The sequence below is a fragment of the Microbacterium lacus genome (assembly GCF_002812805.1).
GTDB lineage: Bacteria > Actinomycetota > Actinomycetes > Actinomycetales > Microbacteriaceae > Microbacterium > Microbacterium lacus_A.
Map to the genome: position 1 here is coordinate 111,841 of NZ_NMUM01000019.1, position 16,297 is coordinate 128,137.

Sequence of the window (16,297 nt, forward strand, 5' to 3'; positions counted from 1 at the left end):
ATTCTCGTTCTCGCGGTGCCTCACGACATCCCCGGCATATCCCCGGCCGGGGCGGCCCGTTGTCGCCGATGTCTTCCGATACGCTTCGCAGAATCTGCCGAGAGGACACGGGGCATGGGGCTAGACGACCGAGCGCATCGCGGGGCAATGAGTTATCTTCCCGCCGTGATGTCGCTGCTGAGAACGTCGCTCTATCGGCGCAGGGACAACATGACTGCAGTCCAGGTGAATGTGAACGAGTTGTTCTCATTCGATCTGGTGTTTGCGAACAAGGTGTGGTCGTTCGTGACGAGCGAGCGGGCACCAGCCGGGCGCTACCTTCCTCCCCAGAGCCTGCATGGGTCTCTCGGCCGAGTGGCGCTGCACACGGCTCAGATCGCGTTCTGGAACGGCTGGGAAATGTTGGACAGCGAACTCGAAGCCGCGGATGAACTCCGATACTTGCCGGACCAGCGCCTCACCGCGCTCGATAGATTTCGCGGAGATGCAGTAGCGCGTGAAGCGTACATGTTTGTTTGGAGCGCCGCCTTCGGCCAGTTGAAGCCGCCGTTGCGGAGCGACGAGATCTTCTACGCCAAGCAGATAATGGTGCAGTTCGATGAGCAGTTGGACAGTGTCGATCTCGATGCTCAGTCATGGTCGGTCCGCGAGCTCGGAGAACCCGTCTGACGGACCCATCTGCCGGACGCAGTTGCGAGACGGAACATGCCATAGACGAAGCGGGAGGGGCACCCGACGAACGGATGCCCCTCCCTACGCTTGCCCGCGGTCCCGTCGGTCCGTAGACTTCGGTGAGTTGGCACCCACCTCAGGCCAGCGCAGGCCTGTACCTCGCTACCCGAGGCTGCGACTCAGGGGAACTGGAATTCCCGTTGAGCCGGTAGACCGAGATCACCGCGTCCGGCGACTTGAGACCTCGGTCGATACCTACCTGGCCATCACGACTCCTCGCGATCGTCGGAGTCGCTCCCGATGGGCTTGTAACCCAGTGGGGCGAAAAGGTTCTCTTTCAGCTTGCGCACCATGCCTCGCTCGACCGCCCGCCCGAGAGCGTTGTTGACGGAGTTGCGCGGGTTCGTCCACGCCTCGGGGAAACCCTTGTAGTGGCCGAAAGCCTTGTAGATGTCGTCACGGTCAGCAGGTTGCCCGATTCGCTCGACAACCTCGGCGACCCAGTCGGTCGAAGGAACACGCTTGCGCACAGCAGGCGTAACGGGGCCGAAGTCGGGATCGACGTCATCGTCCTTTGAGCTGACCGGCGCGTCGGGCACGTTTGTGAAGTCGAACTCGCGGACCGTCGCGCCAGCAGGCTCGTCATCCTCGAAGTTGTCGGCGAGTACGGCCTCGTCCTCGGCGCTCGGCACTCCCAGGAGGGCCTCGATGTTTTCGATTGCGCCGCGCAGGTGCGTCAACCGCTGTCCGACCGCTTTGAGCTTCTGATCCAGTTCGATGGCGTCGCGCTCAGCACCCTCGCGCTCGGAGCGGAGCGTGTCGAGGGTGATGCGGAGTGGGTCCTGGGCCATGTGCACAAGTGTGGCACACCACACCACCCGAACTCAACTGAAATCCGGAGTTTTTCTGGAGCACCCGAGAAGTGGGCCGAATATGTTTACATGTGTGTCCTGTAAAGGTGTGATCGATGGTCGACACTTCGACACCTATAACCTCCGCCAGACTGAGTGGGAGTGCCACGGGTAACGGCGCTCAGCTTCCGATCCGCGCGAGACGGGGCGCCGGAGCTACGGCGTCCAGGGCGTCGAGGCGGCTCATGTCCTGGTGGTTCGGGAACAGGTGCATGTAGGTGCTGTACGTGATGCGGATTGTGCCGCGCTTCTCGCCGAGCTTGATCGCGGACGACAGCTCAGGGTTGCCGCACAACTTGGCATCGCGCAGCTCGTTCAGGCCCAGGCCGGGGTTCGCGGCGATGTGGTCTTCGACCACCGACAGGTAGCGCTCGCCCTTGCTCTCGTCACGGGTGACGGTGCCGGTCGTTAGGCGCGCGGTCGCGGAGTCGAAGTCGAGCGAGACCTCATCCAGACCGACGCCGCTGCGACCCTCGGCGCGGAAGAACCGGCGACCTGCTGCATCCTTCGTGAGGAGCCACCGGGCGTCGGCGTCGTCATCCAGCACCGTCGCGCCACGACCGTGCTCAGCGCCGATCTCATGTTGTGCGCGGCCGGTGTGAACAGGCATCAGAGTGCCGAGGACGCCCGCCTCTTTCACGATCTCGTCTATGGCGTCGAGGAACACACGCACATCGTTGTTGTCGTTCTCAGAGCCAAACCCGCGCAGCGCACGACCGAACGGGTCCATCACCCAATAACAGATGTCGTGGAGGATGAGCCACTTCACTGCCAGGTCGCGGTGATATCCGTTGGCGAGCGAGAACCCAGTGCCGCGCAGCGACTCCAGGAAGATGCGGTTGGTGTTGCGGACGCCCAGGGCACCATACATATCGAGGGCGTCGTCGTCGGTTAGCTCGTAGTCGAGGATCCCGATGTTCCCGGGCAGGTCCATAACGGGGAACCGGCCGAGGAACGGCTCGTTGTCGGCGAGGGAGCGCACGACGTTCCCGCTGAGCGTCGTCTTGCCCGCCTTGAAGCCAGCCGTCAGCGTTGCCTTGTGACCCTGCATCTGCAAACCGCTGATGATCGCAGGCTTGACCTCGCGCGGCACTAGGAGCGCCTCGCCGAGAGACAACGACATGAAGCCGCCGAAGGTCGATTTTGCGACTCGCTCGGTGATCCTGCGCTGAGCCTCTAGCTCGATCTCCTTGCTGCGGACTCGTGCCTCGACATCGGCCAGGCGGCGCTCTTCGACAGACGGTCCTCCGAATGTCTCGCCGTTCGATCGTGCCTCGATCTCGGCGGCGGAGATATGGACGCGGCGTTGGGTGTTCTCTGGATTGAACAGAGCTGCATCGTCAGACGGCACGATATCCCGCCTTCCGCGCCGTGGCGGCGGAGTGCTGGGCGGCAAGCGTCGTGACCGTCGACTTCGCCATCGGTACCGCCTCCGCGACGGTGTGACCGGCGTTCAGGTGGTCGCGCACGTCCTTGCCGGCCAGGGCAACCACGATCACGATGCCCTCCTCGGGTACGCCTGTCGCCAGCAGGAGTTGCCATCGCCTCCACACGTCGTACGCACCGGGGATGTCGCGGTCGGCCCACAGGACCACGCGCTCAGCGCCTCGCAGCCACGCCGCCTGCTCCGGCGTGACGTGGCCAGCGCCCTGGTGGTGCGAGGTTGCCACGTAGCCCTGCGCCGTGAGCGCGTCGCAGTCGGCCTCGCCCTCGGTCCAGTGCACGACCTCGCCCGCGCTGACACCTTCGAGCACAGCAGGCAAGTTGTAGATGATGCTGTCCGCGATGGCGGGTTTGCGCTTCTGATCGAAGGGCAGTGCGTCCGGGTTGAAGTATCGGAAGGTCTTGGTGCGACCGTCCGGTTTGGGGTTCAGAATCTCGTAGCGAACCTTCTCAAACCGCAACCTGCCGTACCGGTCGGTGAATGGATAGCGGCACACTTCTCGTGTTCGCTCGACGTACTTGGACATGGATCTCTTTCGGGGTCGCCCTTGGTGACGAATTCGGAATAGGGAGCGGTTCAGGACAGAGGTTTGCGCGCGAAGCGACGTGGGGTCGTGAGCACAGGGCGCAGCACGTCCAGAGCGATGGACGTGCCCTCCCTGAGCAACAGGTGCCCTGCCTGATGGCGGACGAGCGTCCCGAGCGCTTTCAGGTCGTGCACGAGGGTGTCGAGCGCCCGACCCTCCGCTACGGCCTCTTCGTTGCCGACCATCGCGCCGAGGAACTCGGGCATGTCGTCGCGCACTCGTTGCGCTCGGAGCGACAGAAGATGCTCGAAGGTGCGCGGTCCCTCAGCCAGCCAGATCATCACTTCGAGCGAATCGCTTGCCCTCTCGACCGCCGCCACGATGAGACGGACGTTATGACCGAGGTCGGAATCGCCAGGACGCTTGAAGCTGGGCATCACTTCACCGACTCGTCGTTCGAGCGCGCGGCGATGAACGCCTCCACCTGGGCGCGGGTGTGGCGTACGGCGGAGCCGCTGATGCGGACGCACTTGAGCGCACCGGCCTGACGGGCTCGGGCTACTTGGCGTTCGGTGATCCCCAGCCACTCCGCGACCTCCGCGGTATCGAGCAGGCGGTCGTGAACAGAGGGGTGATCGGGGTTGATGATCGACATTGCAGTTCTCCTCAGAGAGCTGCGCCTAAATGCACAAAAGGCGCACGGTGGGAGTCGCCACCTTCAAGTCGAAGGTGGTTCTCCACTCGCCCGTACGCCTGTGGTCCTGAGGATTCAGCGTGAGCAGACTCGAACTAGTCGAGGCTGGGTATGTCGTAGTGGTGTCGCATTTGGTCTTGCTCGTCGCTTCGGTTACGTATGTCGTCGTGCGTTTCGTGTCATGAGTGAGCTGGTCTCCCTGGCTCGCGTTCAACTTTACCTGATCGACCCTCGTCGCCGCTGGTCAGCGTGCGTCAGGCCAACTAGCGCCGCTTTCGCAACCTCGAAAGGCGACCTTCGACATTTGCGATTCGGGCGAGAGCCGTTCCGAGCCTGACTTGTTCGAACTCGAAAGGGTCCTCGACGGTCGGCGTGGAGCACCAAAGCTCGGTGCTGCACATCGACAGCTCATCGATGCAGCGCAGAAGGTCGAGACCGAGCAGCGGGACATTGCCGCCGCGCCGACCGTCGCCACCGAAGAAGAGCGACTGAAAGTTGAGCGCCATCTCGTAGGCAGAGAGGTTTAGCCCTCGGTCCTTCCAGATTGCCGCGCGGATCGACGCCTCGGTGACGAGACCTCGGGTGGTCGGTCGCCACGACTTCGCGGGTGTCGCTTGTAGTTCCAGAGTCGCCAAAGCGATTGCAGGCAGTGCCAACATCCGGGTACGCGGGGTCAAGCCCAACTCCGGCTCACTCTCCACGTCCCAGAACGCGTCGTGATACGGGTCGAGCGGAGTGACCAGCGGCACAAATGCCTGGTCGGGTAGAATTGTCGCTAGGGACATGGGTCGTTCCTTTCTCGGGGTGTGTGCGTTCAGATGAGGGCCGGTGCTTGCGGAAGGCACCGGCCCTCGTCACGCTCAGGGGCGACGCGGTCGCAACGGCCGGAAGCTGGAGTGCGGCATCTTGGCGATGACCTTGTTCTGGACGCGGCCATAGGGGTCCTCCATGTTCGGAAGGTGGCTCTCCTCGACCATCTGGAGCGCGCGGGCCATCTTGGGGACTGCCATGTGCCGTGCCTGGTTCTGGAGGTCCTTGAACCGCTCGGCGAGCTGGCTGGCGGGCGTCCCGCGTTCGAGCTGGGTGACCAGGTTGTTGAGCTGCGTCACGATGCCCTCGGTGGACTCGATGAGCCCGGGCGACACTGTGTCGGTGCCCTTGCGCTCGATGTCGTCGATGAAGTTCTCGGCGCGAGCCGCCATGCCCGCCTCAACGGGACGAACGCGGTCGAACGCGGCCTGGTCGATGTCCATGACGGCCTCGATCTCGGCCTGGCGATTCCCGTACTGGGCTTCGCGAGCGGCGATGCGGGGTCCGTCGAGCTGGTTCGGGCCGATGACGTTGACGATGGTTCCGCCCATTTCGCGATAGCGCACCGTTTCGGCGGGCTGCACGTCCGGGGTGACGGACTCGGGTCCGGTGACTTTCGTTGCCATGATGGAATTCCTCTCAGATGCGGCGCTGGTTGCGCTTGTTGGTCAGGTTGTCGAGGCGAGCCTGTGCGGCTTCCTTGCGGCCCTCGGCGTCGAGCGCGTCGGCAAACTCGTTCAGCGCCCGGTCGAGGGCCGCTTCGGTGCGAGAGAGCGTCGCCTGAAGGCTCTTCTGCACTCGACGGAGCTTGACCTCGGTGCCGGACGTGGATCGCGGATAGGCCGGGAGGCCGGTCTTCTCATCGAACTGCTTGTGGTTCGCGTCGATGATGTATTTGGCGGGCATGGGGTTCCTTTCGCGGGGTTGGTACGAACGCCTACGCGGCGCTCGTCTCGGTCACCGGCGCGTTGGCGAGTGCGGCGGCGAGTTCGGGATTAGTGTCGGCAAACTGCTGGAGGCCGGTGAGGATCGCCTGACGCAGGATCGCCGCCTTGCTCACGCCGCCGCTCACGGCCGCGAGCTCATCGACGGCATGATCGACCTCCGCGGGAATCTGGGTTTGCACGCTCATGCTGCCCTCGGGGAGGGTCTTGGTCGAGCCATGTCCGGCCCCTTTCGTTTCTGCTTCACTAACCCGAAGTGAACTCCACCAGATGTGTCCCCGGCAAACCTGGGTCGAGAATCGGATACGACCTCTGACCTGGGAAGTTGCAGGTAATTTCCGCGGCTCGTCCCCGCCCGACCGCGTCGCTCAGGGTTGTCATTGGCCGCATTCCCACGCGGCTGTGGCGAGCATGGCCAGGGACCAACGAGAACGGCGCGGTAGGGGAGTTGCCCCGACCGCGCCGTTCTCGTGCGCCTACGCCCAGCCCTGGGGTCAACTAGCCTCTCGCAGCGGCTCGTCGCTGGAGTAGGCGTCGTCCATCCATGTGTGGAACCAGTCGGAGACGATAAACGCGAACTCGTTGAAGGTCGGGCGCTCCTCCATCTCGTCGTAGTAGCGCTGCAGTGGTTCAAGCAGGTCGGCGGCAGCTTCGACCGCGTAGTCGGGCGTGTAGTCGTTCTGGGATCTGACTGTCTCGGCCATGGTGCTCATGGTGTGTCCCTTCGTTGGTGCCGCGGGGTGCGGTGGAACACAAGAGTGCGGCGGTTCTGGAAGCTGGTCAAACAGAGGGTCAGAACCCCGGCATAACCCCGGTTGCGACGCCCTACCACCGCTGCCCAGGGGCATACCAGTTCGCCCTCAGAGCCGCGAGATTCCGGGCGAGAACGTGTAACAGTGGGTATCCCTGGTGAGCCCTGGTTATCGCAGTTGTCGCTAAGCCGGATAGCTGTAAATCAGCCGGCGTAGCCTTCGGGGGTTCGAATCCCTCACTCGCCACCAAACGAAGAACGCCCCCGCGCATGCGGGGGCGTTCTTCGTTTATCGGGTGCCGCGGGATTCGAACAGCGGCGCTCACTCGCCTGTACTTCCTTCGCTTGCCACCAGTCCCCAGGCAATGACGGTCGCCCGAGCCAGCACGTCGAACTGGGCGGGGTTGTAGAGCGCCAGGACCGACTCGGATACGGCGCTCGCGGCCAGCTTCGGTGCCTTTGAGAAGTGCGCACCCGGCGAACTCATCAGCCAGGGATAGTCGGCCATGGCGTGCGCCAGGGTCACCGCGTATCTCTCGGCGAGTCGACGTCGCTCATCCTCGTCTGCATCCGGCGCGAGCGCATCGAAGTCCTCGGTCGCCTGGTCGCGCTCGGCCTCGAGCATCCGTCGTACGTCCGCCATCGCGTCCTCGTCGTACAACTGTTCATAGATGAGGATCAGCGCCCGGTCTGAGGTGGACAGCCCGGCGGCGACGTGTTCGAAGCCGCTCGGAACGTCGGTCGCCGAGGAGCCCCGCAAGATCGCGGCGATCTCGGCTCGCGCACGCTGTAGGCGCTTGATACTCAACGCCAGTTCCGCGTCGATGGCTTCGAGTGCCTGCGAGGACGTATCGCCGTTCTGTCCGACCTGTTCGATCTGTTCGATCGGTACGCCCAGATCCCTCAAACGCCGGATCTGCAGCAGCCGCACGAGGTGCTCAACCTGATACTGCTTGTACCCGTTCGACATCCGGTCCGGCTCGTCGAGAAGCCCGACGCGGTGATAGTGCCGCACCGTATTGACGGTCGTGCCGGCGAGATCCGCGAGCTCGCGTGTGCTCCATGCCATCCGGTCGATTCTGCCCGATTTGACCGTGTTCTCGGAACACGGTTTCTACTCGTAGATCATGAACGCTCTTCAGGAGCTCGTCACCAACTTCCAGGACCTGGTCGCGCAGGTCCCCGAGATCCTCCGCCCTCTCATCGTGATGCTCGCCGGGACCATTCCGTTCGTCGAGGGCGAGGTCGCGGCGATGATCGGAATCGTCGGCGGGCTCAATCCGATCGTCGCCGCGATCGCCGCGGCATCCGGCAACTTCTTGTGTGTTCTGGTCGTGGTGCTGCTCACATCGAGGGCGCGGACCGCCGTCGTCAACCGCGCCAGCGCTTCTCAGGACGACGCGGCGCCCAGCAAGCCAGAGTCGAAGGGGCGTCAGCGTTTCAAGCGGTGGCTGGTTCGGTTCGGCGTGCCCGGCGCGAGCATCCTGGGCCCCCTCGCGATCCCGACGCAGTTCACGTCCGCGATCTTGGTCGCCAGCGGAACTCGGCGAGGGTGGGTCTTGCTCTGGCAGGCCGTGGCCATCGTCATCTGGACAACCGTGACCACGGTGTCGATCTGGGCGGCCATGACCTACGTCGTGGGAGTCTGAATCACATGCTCAAAAGGTCGGTGAAGCCCGGAGATGGGCACCCACTACCTCGCTTTCGTTGGTGGCAGCTGTTCTCGCGCTCCGTCTTCCATCTGGGTCTTGTCAGTCCGGACGGCTCCCGTCAGACGTGGACGGTCGACGTCCGCCACGGAGGCGACTCGAACGGCACCGTACTCGCGAAGCTCTACCGCGACGGAGTCCATGAGGCGACGTCGAAACTTCCCGCGACGTTCACCGTGCCCGGCGGCAAGATCGAGGTCGTTGTCTCGGGTTTCGGGATCAAACGGTGTCACTACGTCACCCCGGATGGTTCGGAGCGGCAGCTCACTCCCGATCAGGCCTCCGCAGAGGGTCGTCGTGCTCGTCTCGACCGTGCTCACCCTGTCCTGAGTCGCGCGATAGGGTCCGCGTCGTTGATCATCCTCGTGATCGCGCTCGTTCTCGGTGTGCCGCAGATCATCGACGAGATCTCACACATTCCGCTGATCGCCGACAACATCGGCACCTTCGCGAGCCCTATTCATCTGCCGGCGTGGGCGAACATCTCGCTGGTCGTCGCGACCCTCGTCGCGAGCACCGAGCGTGCGCTGCGGCTGCGATACAACTGGGTCCTGGATGGCGGTCTGTTCGACGGTGGCGAATAGGCGTCAGTCGCGCCAGGAGTGCTGCGGGTCGTAGCCGAGCAGGCGCCGTGCTTTCACGATCGAGAGCATCGTGTCGTGCTCGCCCAGGTCGCCGTGCACGGGAACATCGGGGAACACCTCGGCGACGAGCTCGGCGTTCGGCCGGGTCGTGACGGTGTCGGCCGCCGCGATGATGAAGCGGTCGAAGCCCGGGGGAGCAACCTGCAGCGCGCGCTCGATGGCCTGGGCGCCGTCGCGCGCGTCGATGTAGCCCCAGAGATTCCACTTACGATCCCGCGGATCGGCGTCGTAGGGGAATGCCTCATAGTCCTGGGGCACCATGACGTTCGAGAACCGCAGTGCGGTGATCGAAACTTCCGGATGCCACCGCACGAGCTCGATCGCGAGCTGCTCCTCGAGGTGCTTGACCAGCGAATAGACGGACTCAGGGCGGGCGGGGTACTCCTCGTCCACCGGGATGTAGGGCGGCGGCACATCGAAGGGCAGACCGAGCACGGTCTCGCTCGATGCGTAGACGATCCGCGTGATGCCCAGGCGGATCGCAGCCCAGAAGACGTTGAACGTGCTGGGCATGTTGTTGTGGAACGTCGCGACATCGGGCGCTATGCCGGGTGCCGGGATGGCGGCTAGATGGACCACCGCGTCGAAGCCGTCGTGCTGGTCGTTGACGGCGGTGAGGGCATCGACGACCTGGCCGTAGTCGGTGAGGTCGACACGAACAAATCCGGGCCCGCGTTGCCCGACGATATCCATGCCGATGACGTCGTGCCCGGCGGCGCGCAATTCATTGAGGACGACGGAACCGAGCTTGCCGGAGGAACCAGTGAGAGCGATGCGCATGTCTCCAGGCTCGCACACGGGTGCCGTGCTAGGGCGGGCGAAGCGCGCGCGGTCAGAACGGCGGCGGAGCGGAACTCGCGTATCCCGTGGGAGTCTCCACCCTGACCGTGCCGTCGCTTCGTGTGATGAACCGGAACTTGGTGATGTGCCGGTGCTGATGATCCGGAGGACAGAGCGGGCGCAGGTTGACCTCGTCGGTCTTCCCTCCCAGGGCCCAGGGCTTGTCGTGATCGATGTCGGCGTCGAGGGCGAGGCGGGTGCAGCCATCGCGAGCGCACCTTCCGTATCGCAGGACGAGCCAATCCCGCTGCGCCTTTGTCGGGCGATACGTGCGGCGGTCCATCTGGAGCACGACCCCGCGTACCGGATCCGTGATCACGCGGTGAAAGGCCTTGGCATCGCTGAAGATCTGAGCGGCCGTGAGTGGATCGATGGGACCGTGACCCACGAGCTCCGCATCCTCGCGGGGGAGTCCGGCCAGCCGCGCTGCGAGGTCGCCACCTGCGCCCGCCGTCGTCCCCTCTCCCGCGAGCAGGGAAACCGGCACGGTCACGAAGACCTTCGTCTTGACCGCGGTCGCCGTCCCGTCGCCTTTCAACCATGACGCGAACAGGTCAGCGCGGATCTGATCGCGGGTGCGCAGCTCGCGGGTATCCTTCGACGTCGCCTTTGCGGTCGCGTCCAGGCGACGACCGAGGGCCACCGCGTCGACGGTCGGTACGAGGGCAGAGACCCACGACATCCCGTCGTCGACGTGCTCGATGCAGACGCGACGATCGCGCATTGCAGCGGCGTGGCGTACCTCGGAGCGACGGGTGTCGAGGCGCTCGAGCAGCCGCTTGAGGCGTGCGCGGAATGCGGCGCGCGTGCAGGACAGGACCCACTCCGATGTGGCTGCGTCAAGTTCAGCGATGGCCGACTCGGCCTCCGCGATCTCTTCGGGAGAGGCGCCGTCCGCAGCACGCAGCCGGGCGGCTCCCGCGACGACCGCATCGACGAGTACGAGAGGCGCGAAGCCGTCGAGGGCGCGACGCCACAGCCACGGCAACGACTCGGATGCGGCCGATGCCGTGTACGCGTGGGACCGGAGGGTCTGCTCGGAGACGTTCAGACGCAGAGACAGATCGAGCAGAACCCCACGCTCCGCCAGTTCTTCGCCGTCTCGCCCGACGATGTCCGTGTAGACGTACGGATGCCGACGCGCGATCTCGATCGCCTCTGCGATACCGGCCGCACGGCGCGCATCGTGCCGGATCGACGCGAACTGATCACCTTGGAGATCGTCGAACAGAAAGCCCAGCGACTCTTCCATCGACACGCTCGTCGACGATGTCTGCGGATGCTCGAGAACTTCGATCACAGATCGATCGTAGCACATAGATACGATGAAACGCTACGGCAGAGACAAATGAATAGAACATATGTTCTGTCACTACGCTGAGGCACAGCCCAAGGAGGGGATGACAGATGACGCAGCCCGCCCCCGTGCGCGCCGTCGGGGTCCGCGACGTCGCCGCGCACGCCGGAGTATCGACGCAGACGGTGTCGCGCGTGCTCAATGGTCATCCGCACATCCGCCCCGAAACGCGTCAGCGGGTACTCGATGCGATCCAGGCGCTCGGCTATCGCATCAACAACGCCGCGAGAGCCCTGGGCACCAGCACATCGCGCACTCTGGGCGTCGTGGCATCCGATGCCGCCCTCTACGGACCCGCCGAAGGGGTCGCCGCACTCGAGGCGGCGGCCCGAACGGGAGGGCGCTGGATCGCCACGGCCTACGCGGACGGCGCGAATGCGTCGTCAGTCGAAGCCGCGGTAAAGCACCTGCTCGCGCAGGGCGTCGACGGCATCGTCCTCGTCGCACCCCACACGCGCACGCTCGAGGCGGCCACCGCGGCGGCACCCGGTGTTCCGATCGTCGCCCTGCACGGCGGCACCGGTGTGGCGACTCAGTCAGCGGGCGCGGCACTCGCGGTGGCGCACCTGATCGACCTCGGGCATCGACGAATTGCGGAGGTCGCGGGCCCGGGTGACTGGCTCGAGGCGACGGCTCGTTCCCGGGGTGTGGCTGACGCGCTTGACTCCGCAGGCTTGACCCTCGCCGACCGGTGGGAGGGCGACTGGAGTGCTGCTGCCGGGTATGCGCTCGCAGAGGCGGTCGCCGAAGCCCTCGGGCGCGCACAGGCGCCCACTGCGCTCGCCGTTGCGAACGATCAGATGGCGCTCGGTCTGATGGCGGGACTGCGTGCTCAGGGCATCGACGTGCCCCGCGAGGTCTCCGTCGTGGGGTTCGACGACAATCCCGACTCCGCGTTCTACCTGCCCGCGTTGACGACGGTGCGACTCGACCTCGCGTCCGAAGCGCGGCGGGTGGTCGCTGAGGTCGTCGGCGCGCCGGGGGAGGCGTTCGCTGAGCCTCCGGTGCTCGTCGTGCGCGATTCTGCGATTCCGCTCGGCGACTGAACGAACTCCCCAGCGGCGGACGGGCTCTCGCGAAAATTGGATGGTACCGGTAACATCGCGAGGGTCGCTCGAACCCGAGGCGACCGCCGCGAGACCGATGGAGCCCCCGTGAGCACGACCGAAGACCCGAATTCCGTCGAGGCAGCGATCGCCGCCACCCGAATCGAGGTCGCCGCGCTGCATGCGGAGTTGGTGCGTTACGGCTTGGTGGTGTGGACGGGTGGGAATGTGTCGGGTCGTGTGCCCGGGGCGGACTTGTTCGTGATCAAGCCCAGTGGTGTGTCGTATGACGATCTCGCTCCGGAGAACATGATTCTGTGCGATCTGGATGGGAACGTCATCGCCGGTACTCCGGGCAGTGATCGTTCTCCGTCGAGTGATACCGCGGCGCATGCGTATGTGTATCGGAACATGCCGGATGTGGGTGGTGTGGTGCACACGCATTCGACGTTTGCGGTGGCGTGGGCGGCGCGGGGGGAAGAGATTCCGTGTGTGATCACGGGGATGGCGGATGAGTTCGGGGGTCCGATTCCGGTGGGTCCGTTTGCGGTGATCGGGGATGACTCGATCGGCCGCGGCATCGTGGAGACCCTCACGGGCCACAGGAGCCGTGCGGTGTTGATGCAGAATCATGGGCCGTTCACGATCGGGGTGTCGGCGAAGGATGCGGTGAAGGCGGCGGTGATGTGTGAGGACGCTGCCCGCACGGTGCACATCGCCCGGGAGGCGGGACCTCTGATCCCGATCCCGCAGGACAAGATCGACGCCCTCTACGGCCGCTACCAAAACGTCTACGGACAGAACGAGGACGATCGCCGATGACCGAAACATCTGCCGCGGACGCTATCCGCTCCGGCCGAACCGCCCTCGGCATCGAGTTCGGCTCGACCCGCATCAAGGCGTGCCTCGTCGACGCCGACAACCCGGCCGACGTCCTCGCGGTCGGCGGCTTCGAATGGGAGAACAGCTTCGACGACGGGCGCTGGACCTACGCCCTCGACGAGGTGTGGACGGGACTTGCCGCCGCCTACGCCGAGTTGAAGACGGATGCCGAGCAGCGCCATGGTGTCAGCCCCGCCACGATCGGCGCCATCGGCGTCTCGGCCATGATGCACGGCTACCTCGCTTTCGATGCCGACAACGAGCTCCTCGTCCCGTTCCGCACCTGGCGCAACACCTCGACCGGGCCGGCAGCCGCCGAACTGACGAACCTCTTCGGGGTCAACATCCCGCTCCGCTGGTCGATCGCGCACCTGCACCAGGCGGTGCTCGACGCGGAAGACCATGTCCGCGACATCCGCTTCGTCACCACCCTTGCGGGCTACGTGCACTGGCGTCTCACCGGTCGCCGTGTGCTCGGTGTCGGTGATGCGTCCGGCATGTTCCCCATCGATCCGACCACCGGCACCTACGACGCCGACATGGTCTCGGCGTACGACTCGTTGGCGGAGGGGCGTCTGCCCGCTCCTCTCGTCGAACTCCTGCCCGATGTCCTCGCTGCGGGCGTCGACGCCGGTGGGTTGACGACCGAAGGGGCCGCCCTGCTCGACCCGACCGGCGCGCTTGCCCCCGGCATCCCGTTCTGTCCGCCCGAGGGTGATGCCGGTACCGGGATGGTCGCGACGAACTCCGTCTCGCCCCGCACGGGAAACGTCAGCGCGGGCACCAGCATCTTCGCGATGGTCGTGCTCGAACGCCCGCTCGCGCAGGTGCACCACGAACTCGACGTCGTCACGACGCCGGCCGGTGACCCCGTCGCGATGGTGCACTGCAACAACGGCGCGAGCGAACTCGCTGCGTGGGCCAACATGTTCGGTCGCTTCGCCGAGGCAGCCGGAACCCCTCTCGCCGCGGACGCCGTCTACGAGGTCCTGTTCCGTGAGGCACTCGAGGCGGAACCGGATGCCGGGGGTCTGCTGGCCTACAACTACCTCGCGGGCGAGCCGATCGCCGGGCTCGATGCGGGGCGTCCGCTCGTCGTTCGCACCCCCGACTCGCGCCCCACGCTGGGCAACTTTGCGCGGGCCCAGCTCTACGCCGTCTTCGGCACCCTGAGCCTCGGGATGCGCGTGCTGCGTGGCGAGCGCGTCGCGGTCGACACCATGTATGCGCACGGGGGTATGTTCCGTACGGCCCGTGTCGCGCAACGTTTTCTCGCTGCCGCGATCGATGCGCCGGTCGCTGTCGCAGCGACGGCATCGGAGGGTGGCGCGTGGGGCATCGCGGTGCTCGCGGCCTACCTCGACGCGGCCGACGCCCCGCTCGACGCCTACCTGGCCGACCACGTCTTCACCGCGACCGGGTTCGAGACCGTCGCGCCCGACCCCGACGACCTCGTCGGATACGCCACCTACCTCACGCGCTACGAAGCCGGGCTCGCCATCGAGCACGCCGCCGTCGCAGCGCTCTGACTCCACACCGAAAGTAGAACTCCATGACTCGCACTCCTCTCTCCACCTCGCTCGAGCCCTACGAGGTCTGGTTCGTCACCGGCAGCCAGAACCTCTACGGCGAAGAGACGCTCCGCCAGGTCGCCGACCAGTCGCAGGGCGTCGTCGCCCAGCTCGAGGGTCACGTCCCGGTCAAGGTCGTCTGGAAGCCCGTGCTGAAGGATGCCGACAGCATCCGCCGCCTCGCGCTCGAAGCCAACGCCGCCGACAACGTCATCGGCCTGATCGCCTGGATGCACACCTTCAGCCCCGCGAAGATGTGGATCGGCGGGCTCGACGCCCTGCAGAAGCCACTGCTGCACCTTCACACACAGGCGAACGTCGAGCTGCCGTGGGCAGACATCGACTTCGACTTCATGAACCTCAACCAGGCCGCGCACGGCGACCGCGAGTTCGGTTACATCCAGACGCGTCTGGGCGTCGCCCGCAAGACCGTCGTCGGACACGCATCCGACGCCCGTGTGCGCGCCGAGATCGAGTCGTGGCAGCGCGCGGCCGCGGGCTGGGCGGCCTCGCGCAGCCTCAAGCTCGCCCGTTTCGGCGACAACATGCGCTACGTCGCCGTGACCGAGGGAGATAAGACCGAGGCCGAGCTGCGGTTCGGCGTGCAGGTCAACACGTGGGGTGTCAATGAGCTGGCGGATGCGGTGGCCGCTGCATCCGAATCCGACATCGACGCGCTCGTCGCGCTATATGAAGAGGAGTACGACGTCGTGCTCGAGCTGCGTGCCGGGGGAGAGCGCCACCAGTCGCTGCGCGATGGTGCCGCGATCGAGCTCGGTCTTCGCTCGTTCCTCGAGGAGGGTGGCTTCGGCGCCTTCACGACGAGCTTCGAAGACCTCGGTGCGCTGAAGCAGTTGCCGGGCCTCGCGGTCCAGCGTCTGATGGCCGAGGGCTACGGCTTCGGTGCCGAGGGCGACTGGAAGACGGCCATCCTCGTCCGGGTAGCGAACGTCATGGGCGCGGGCCTGCCCGGTGGGGCGAGCCTGATGGAGGACTACACCTACGACCTCGTGCCCGGCAGCGAGCGGATCCTCGGGGCACACATGCTCGAGGTGTCGCCGTCGCTGTCATCGCAGAAGGCGCGGCTCGAGATCCACCCGCTCGGTATCGGCGGCAAGGAAGACCCCGTGCGCCTGGTGTTCACGGCCGACCCCGGCCCCGCGGTCGTCGTCGCGATGAGCGACATGCGCGACCGCTTCCGACTCGTCGCGAACGTCGTCGAGAACGTCGAGGCGCCGGACCTGCCCAACCTGCCGGTAGGGCGCGCCGTGTGGAAGCCGCAGCCCGATTTCGCGACGAGCGCCGCGGCCTGGCTGACGGCCGGTGCCGCGCACCACACCGTCATGACGACCGCCGTGGGCATCGAGGTCTTCCGCGACTTCGCCGAGATCGCCAAGACCGAGTTGCTCGTGATCGACGACGAGACCACGTTGCGCGGGTTCCAGCAAGAGGTGCGCTGGAATCAGGCGTACTACCGCCTGGCTCAGGGCCTGTAA

The 16,297-nt window shown here is 65.6% G+C and carries 20 protein-coding genes; 7 read left to right on the forward strand and 13 right to left on the reverse strand.

Features of this window, described 5'->3' with window-relative positions; all coding sequences use genetic code 11:
* Window positions 1–165 precede the first annotated feature (165 nt).
* Complete coding sequence (locus CGU34_RS05895) at window positions 166–669, forward strand: hypothetical protein (protein WP_198517697.1); 504 nt, start codon at window positions 166–168, stop codon at window positions 667–669.
* A 269-nt stretch (window positions 670–938) separates the two neighbouring features.
* Here CGU34_RS05895 and CGU34_RS05900 read toward each other — a convergent pair whose 3' ends face one another.
* The 11 genes from CGU34_RS05900 to CGU34_RS05950 all read right to left on the reverse strand — a co-directional run bounded on the left by CGU34_RS05900 (window position 939) and on the right by CGU34_RS05950 (window position 7,821).
* Window positions 939–1,523: a hypothetical protein gene (locus CGU34_RS05900; protein WP_100813578.1), complete on the reverse strand. Its 585-nt coding sequence runs from the start codon at window positions 1,521–1,523 to the stop codon at window positions 939–941.
* Between the two features lie 181 nt (window positions 1,524–1,704).
* Window positions 1,705–2,934: an AAA family ATPase gene (locus CGU34_RS05905; protein ID WP_100813579.1), complete on the reverse strand. Its 1,230-nt coding sequence runs from the start codon at window positions 2,932–2,934 to the stop codon at window positions 1,705–1,707.
* Window positions 2,924–3,553 carry a hypothetical protein gene (locus tag CGU34_RS05910; protein ID WP_100813580.1) on the reverse strand — a complete coding sequence of 210 codons (630 nt, stop codon included), beginning with the start codon at window positions 3,551–3,553 and terminating at the stop codon, window positions 2,924–2,926. The genes CGU34_RS05905 and CGU34_RS05910 overlap by 11 nt, the downstream gene beginning before the upstream one ends.
* A gap of 50 nt (window positions 3,554–3,603) precedes the next feature.
* Window positions 3,604–3,990: a hypothetical protein gene (locus CGU34_RS05915; protein ID WP_100813581.1), complete on the reverse strand. Its 387-nt coding sequence runs from the start codon at window positions 3,988–3,990 to the stop codon at window positions 3,604–3,606.
* Window positions 3,990–4,208, reverse strand: coding sequence for a helix-turn-helix transcriptional regulator (locus tag CGU34_RS05920; RefSeq protein ID WP_100813582.1), 219 nt, complete (start codon window positions 4,206–4,208; stop codon window positions 3,990–3,992). Before CGU34_RS05920 ends, CGU34_RS05915 begins: the two co-directional genes overlap by 1 nt.
* A 302-nt stretch (window positions 4,209–4,510) precedes the next feature.
* Complete coding sequence (locus CGU34_RS05925) at window positions 4,511–5,032, reverse strand: hypothetical protein (RefSeq protein WP_100813583.1); 522 nt, start codon at window positions 5,030–5,032, stop codon at window positions 4,511–4,513.
* Between the two features lie 75 nt (window positions 5,033–5,107).
* On the reverse strand, window positions 5,108–5,683 hold the full coding sequence (locus CGU34_RS05930; protein ID WP_100813584.1) for a hypothetical protein: 576 nt from the start codon (window positions 5,681–5,683) through the stop codon (window positions 5,108–5,110).
* A 13-nt stretch (window positions 5,684–5,696) separates the two neighbouring features.
* A complete protein-coding gene (locus CGU34_RS05935; RefSeq protein WP_100813585.1) occupies window positions 5,697–5,963 on the reverse strand; it encodes a hypothetical protein in 267 nt (88 codons plus the stop codon).
* A 31-nt stretch (window positions 5,964–5,994) separates the two neighbouring features.
* Window positions 5,995–6,189: a ribbon-helix-helix domain-containing protein gene (locus CGU34_RS05940; RefSeq protein ID WP_100813586.1), complete on the reverse strand. Its 195-nt coding sequence runs from the start codon at window positions 6,187–6,189 to the stop codon at window positions 5,995–5,997.
* Window positions 6,190–6,495: 306 nt separating this feature from the next.
* On the reverse strand, window positions 6,496–6,714 hold the full coding sequence (locus tag CGU34_RS05945; RefSeq protein WP_100813587.1) for a hypothetical protein: 219 nt from the start codon (window positions 6,712–6,714) through the stop codon (window positions 6,496–6,498).
* Between the two features lie 360 nt (window positions 6,715–7,074).
* Complete coding sequence (locus CGU34_RS05950) at window positions 7,075–7,821, reverse strand: helix-turn-helix domain-containing protein (RefSeq protein ID WP_100813588.1); 747 nt, start codon at window positions 7,819–7,821, stop codon at window positions 7,075–7,077.
* Window positions 7,822–7,879: 58 nt separating this feature from the next.
* On the opposite strand from CGU34_RS05950, the gene CGU34_RS05955 reads away from it, so the two are divergent.
* Together CGU34_RS05955 and CGU34_RS05960 are read left to right on the forward strand one after the other, a co-directional pair.
* Window positions 7,880–8,401, forward strand: coding sequence for a small multidrug efflux protein (locus tag CGU34_RS05955; RefSeq protein ID WP_198517698.1), 522 nt, complete (start codon window positions 7,880–7,882; stop codon window positions 8,399–8,401).
* A 5-nt stretch (window positions 8,402–8,406) separates the two neighbouring features.
* Window positions 8,407–9,045: a hypothetical protein gene (locus CGU34_RS05960; RefSeq protein WP_100813590.1), complete on the forward strand. Its 639-nt coding sequence runs from the start codon at window positions 8,407–8,409 to the stop codon at window positions 9,043–9,045.
* A gap of 3 nt (window positions 9,046–9,048) precedes the next feature.
* Here the strand turns inward: CGU34_RS05960 and CGU34_RS05965 are convergent, their stop codons facing one another.
* The gene (locus tag CGU34_RS05965; protein ID WP_100813591.1) at window positions 9,049–9,885 is read right to left on the reverse strand and encodes an NAD-dependent epimerase/dehydratase family protein; all 837 of its coding nucleotides are present in this window, start codon (window positions 9,883–9,885) and stop codon (window positions 9,049–9,051) included.
* A 52-nt stretch (window positions 9,886–9,937) separates the two neighbouring features.
* Complete coding sequence (locus CGU34_RS05970; protein ID WP_198517699.1) at window positions 9,938–11,245, reverse strand: HNH endonuclease signature motif containing protein; 1,308 nt, start codon at window positions 11,243–11,245, stop codon at window positions 9,938–9,940.
* Window positions 11,246–11,352: 107 nt separating this feature from the next.
* Here CGU34_RS05970 and CGU34_RS05975 point away from each other — a divergent pair, with 107 nt between their 5' ends.
* From CGU34_RS05975 to araA, 4 genes are all read left to right on the forward strand, one after another.
* A complete protein-coding gene (locus tag CGU34_RS05975) occupies window positions 11,353–12,348 on the forward strand; it encodes a LacI family DNA-binding transcriptional regulator (RefSeq protein WP_100813593.1) in 996 nt (331 codons plus the stop codon).
* A 108-nt stretch (window positions 12,349–12,456) separates the two neighbouring features.
* The gene (locus CGU34_RS05980) at window positions 12,457–13,170 is read left to right on the forward strand and encodes an L-ribulose-5-phosphate 4-epimerase (RefSeq protein ID WP_100813594.1); all 714 of its coding nucleotides are present in this window, start codon (window positions 12,457–12,459) and stop codon (window positions 13,168–13,170) included.
* Entirely contained in the window at window positions 13,167–14,759 is a 1,593-nt protein-coding gene (locus CGU34_RS05985) for a xylulokinase (protein ID WP_100813595.1), read from the forward strand. Before CGU34_RS05980 ends, CGU34_RS05985 begins: the two co-directional genes overlap by 4 nt.
* Before the next feature lie 23 nt (window positions 14,760–14,782).
* Window positions 14,783–16,297 (forward strand): L-arabinose isomerase, encoded by a 1,515-nt coding sequence (gene araA / locus CGU34_RS05990; RefSeq protein WP_100813596.1) that lies wholly within the window; start codon window positions 14,783–14,785, stop codon window positions 16,295–16,297.

Excerpts from the sequence above, each read along its gene's own strand:
- CGU34_RS05960 (WP_100813590.1), top strand. The coding sequence starts at position 8,407 with ATGCTCAAAAGGTCGGTGAAGCCCGGAGATGGGCACCCACTACCTCGC.
- CGU34_RS05940 (WP_100813586.1), bottom strand. The coding sequence starts at position 6,189 with ATGAGCGTGCAAACCCAGATTCCCGCGGAGGTCGATCATGCCGTCGAT.
- CGU34_RS05945 (WP_100813587.1), bottom strand. The coding sequence starts at position 6,714 with ATGAGCACCATGGCCGAGACAGTCAGATCCCAGAACGACTACACGCCC.
- CGU34_RS05920 (WP_100813582.1), bottom strand. The coding sequence starts at position 4,208 with ATGTCGATCATCAACCCCGATCACCCCTCTGTTCACGACCGCCTGCTC.
- CGU34_RS05900 (WP_100813578.1), bottom strand. The coding sequence starts at position 1,523 with ATGGCCCAGGACCCACTCCGCATCACCCTCGACACGCTCCGCTCCGAG.
- CGU34_RS05925 (WP_100813583.1), bottom strand. The coding sequence starts at position 5,032 with ATGTCCCTAGCGACAATTCTACCCGACCAGGCATTTGTGCCGCTGGTC.
- CGU34_RS05950 (WP_100813588.1), bottom strand. The coding sequence starts at position 7,821 with ATGGCATGGAGCACACGCGAGCTCGCGGATCTCGCCGGCACGACCGTC.
- CGU34_RS05915 (WP_100813581.1), bottom strand. The coding sequence starts at position 3,990 with ATGCCCAGCTTCAAGCGTCCTGGCGATTCCGACCTCGGTCATAACGTC.
- CGU34_RS05965 (WP_100813591.1), bottom strand. The coding sequence starts at position 9,885 with ATGCGCATCGCTCTCACTGGTTCCTCCGGCAAGCTCGGTTCCGTCGTC.
- CGU34_RS05935 (WP_100813585.1), bottom strand. The coding sequence starts at position 5,963 with ATGCCCGCCAAATACATCATCGACGCGAACCACAAGCAGTTCGATGAG.
- CGU34_RS05985 (WP_100813595.1), top strand. The coding sequence starts at position 13,167 with ATGACCGAAACATCTGCCGCGGACGCTATCCGCTCCGGCCGAACCGCC.
- CGU34_RS05955 (WP_198517698.1), top strand. The coding sequence starts at position 7,880 with ATGAACGCTCTTCAGGAGCTCGTCACCAACTTCCAGGACCTGGTCGCG.
- CGU34_RS05975 (WP_100813593.1), top strand. The coding sequence starts at position 11,353 with ATGACGCAGCCCGCCCCCGTGCGCGCCGTCGGGGTCCGCGACGTCGCC.
- CGU34_RS05930 (WP_100813584.1), bottom strand. The coding sequence starts at position 5,683 with ATGGCAACGAAAGTCACCGGACCCGAGTCCGTCACCCCGGACGTGCAG.
- araA (WP_100813596.1), top strand. The coding sequence starts at position 14,783 with ATGACTCGCACTCCTCTCTCCACCTCGCTCGAGCCCTACGAGGTCTGG.
- CGU34_RS05910 (WP_100813580.1), bottom strand. The coding sequence starts at position 3,553 with ATGTCCAAGTACGTCGAGCGAACACGAGAAGTGTGCCGCTATCCATTC.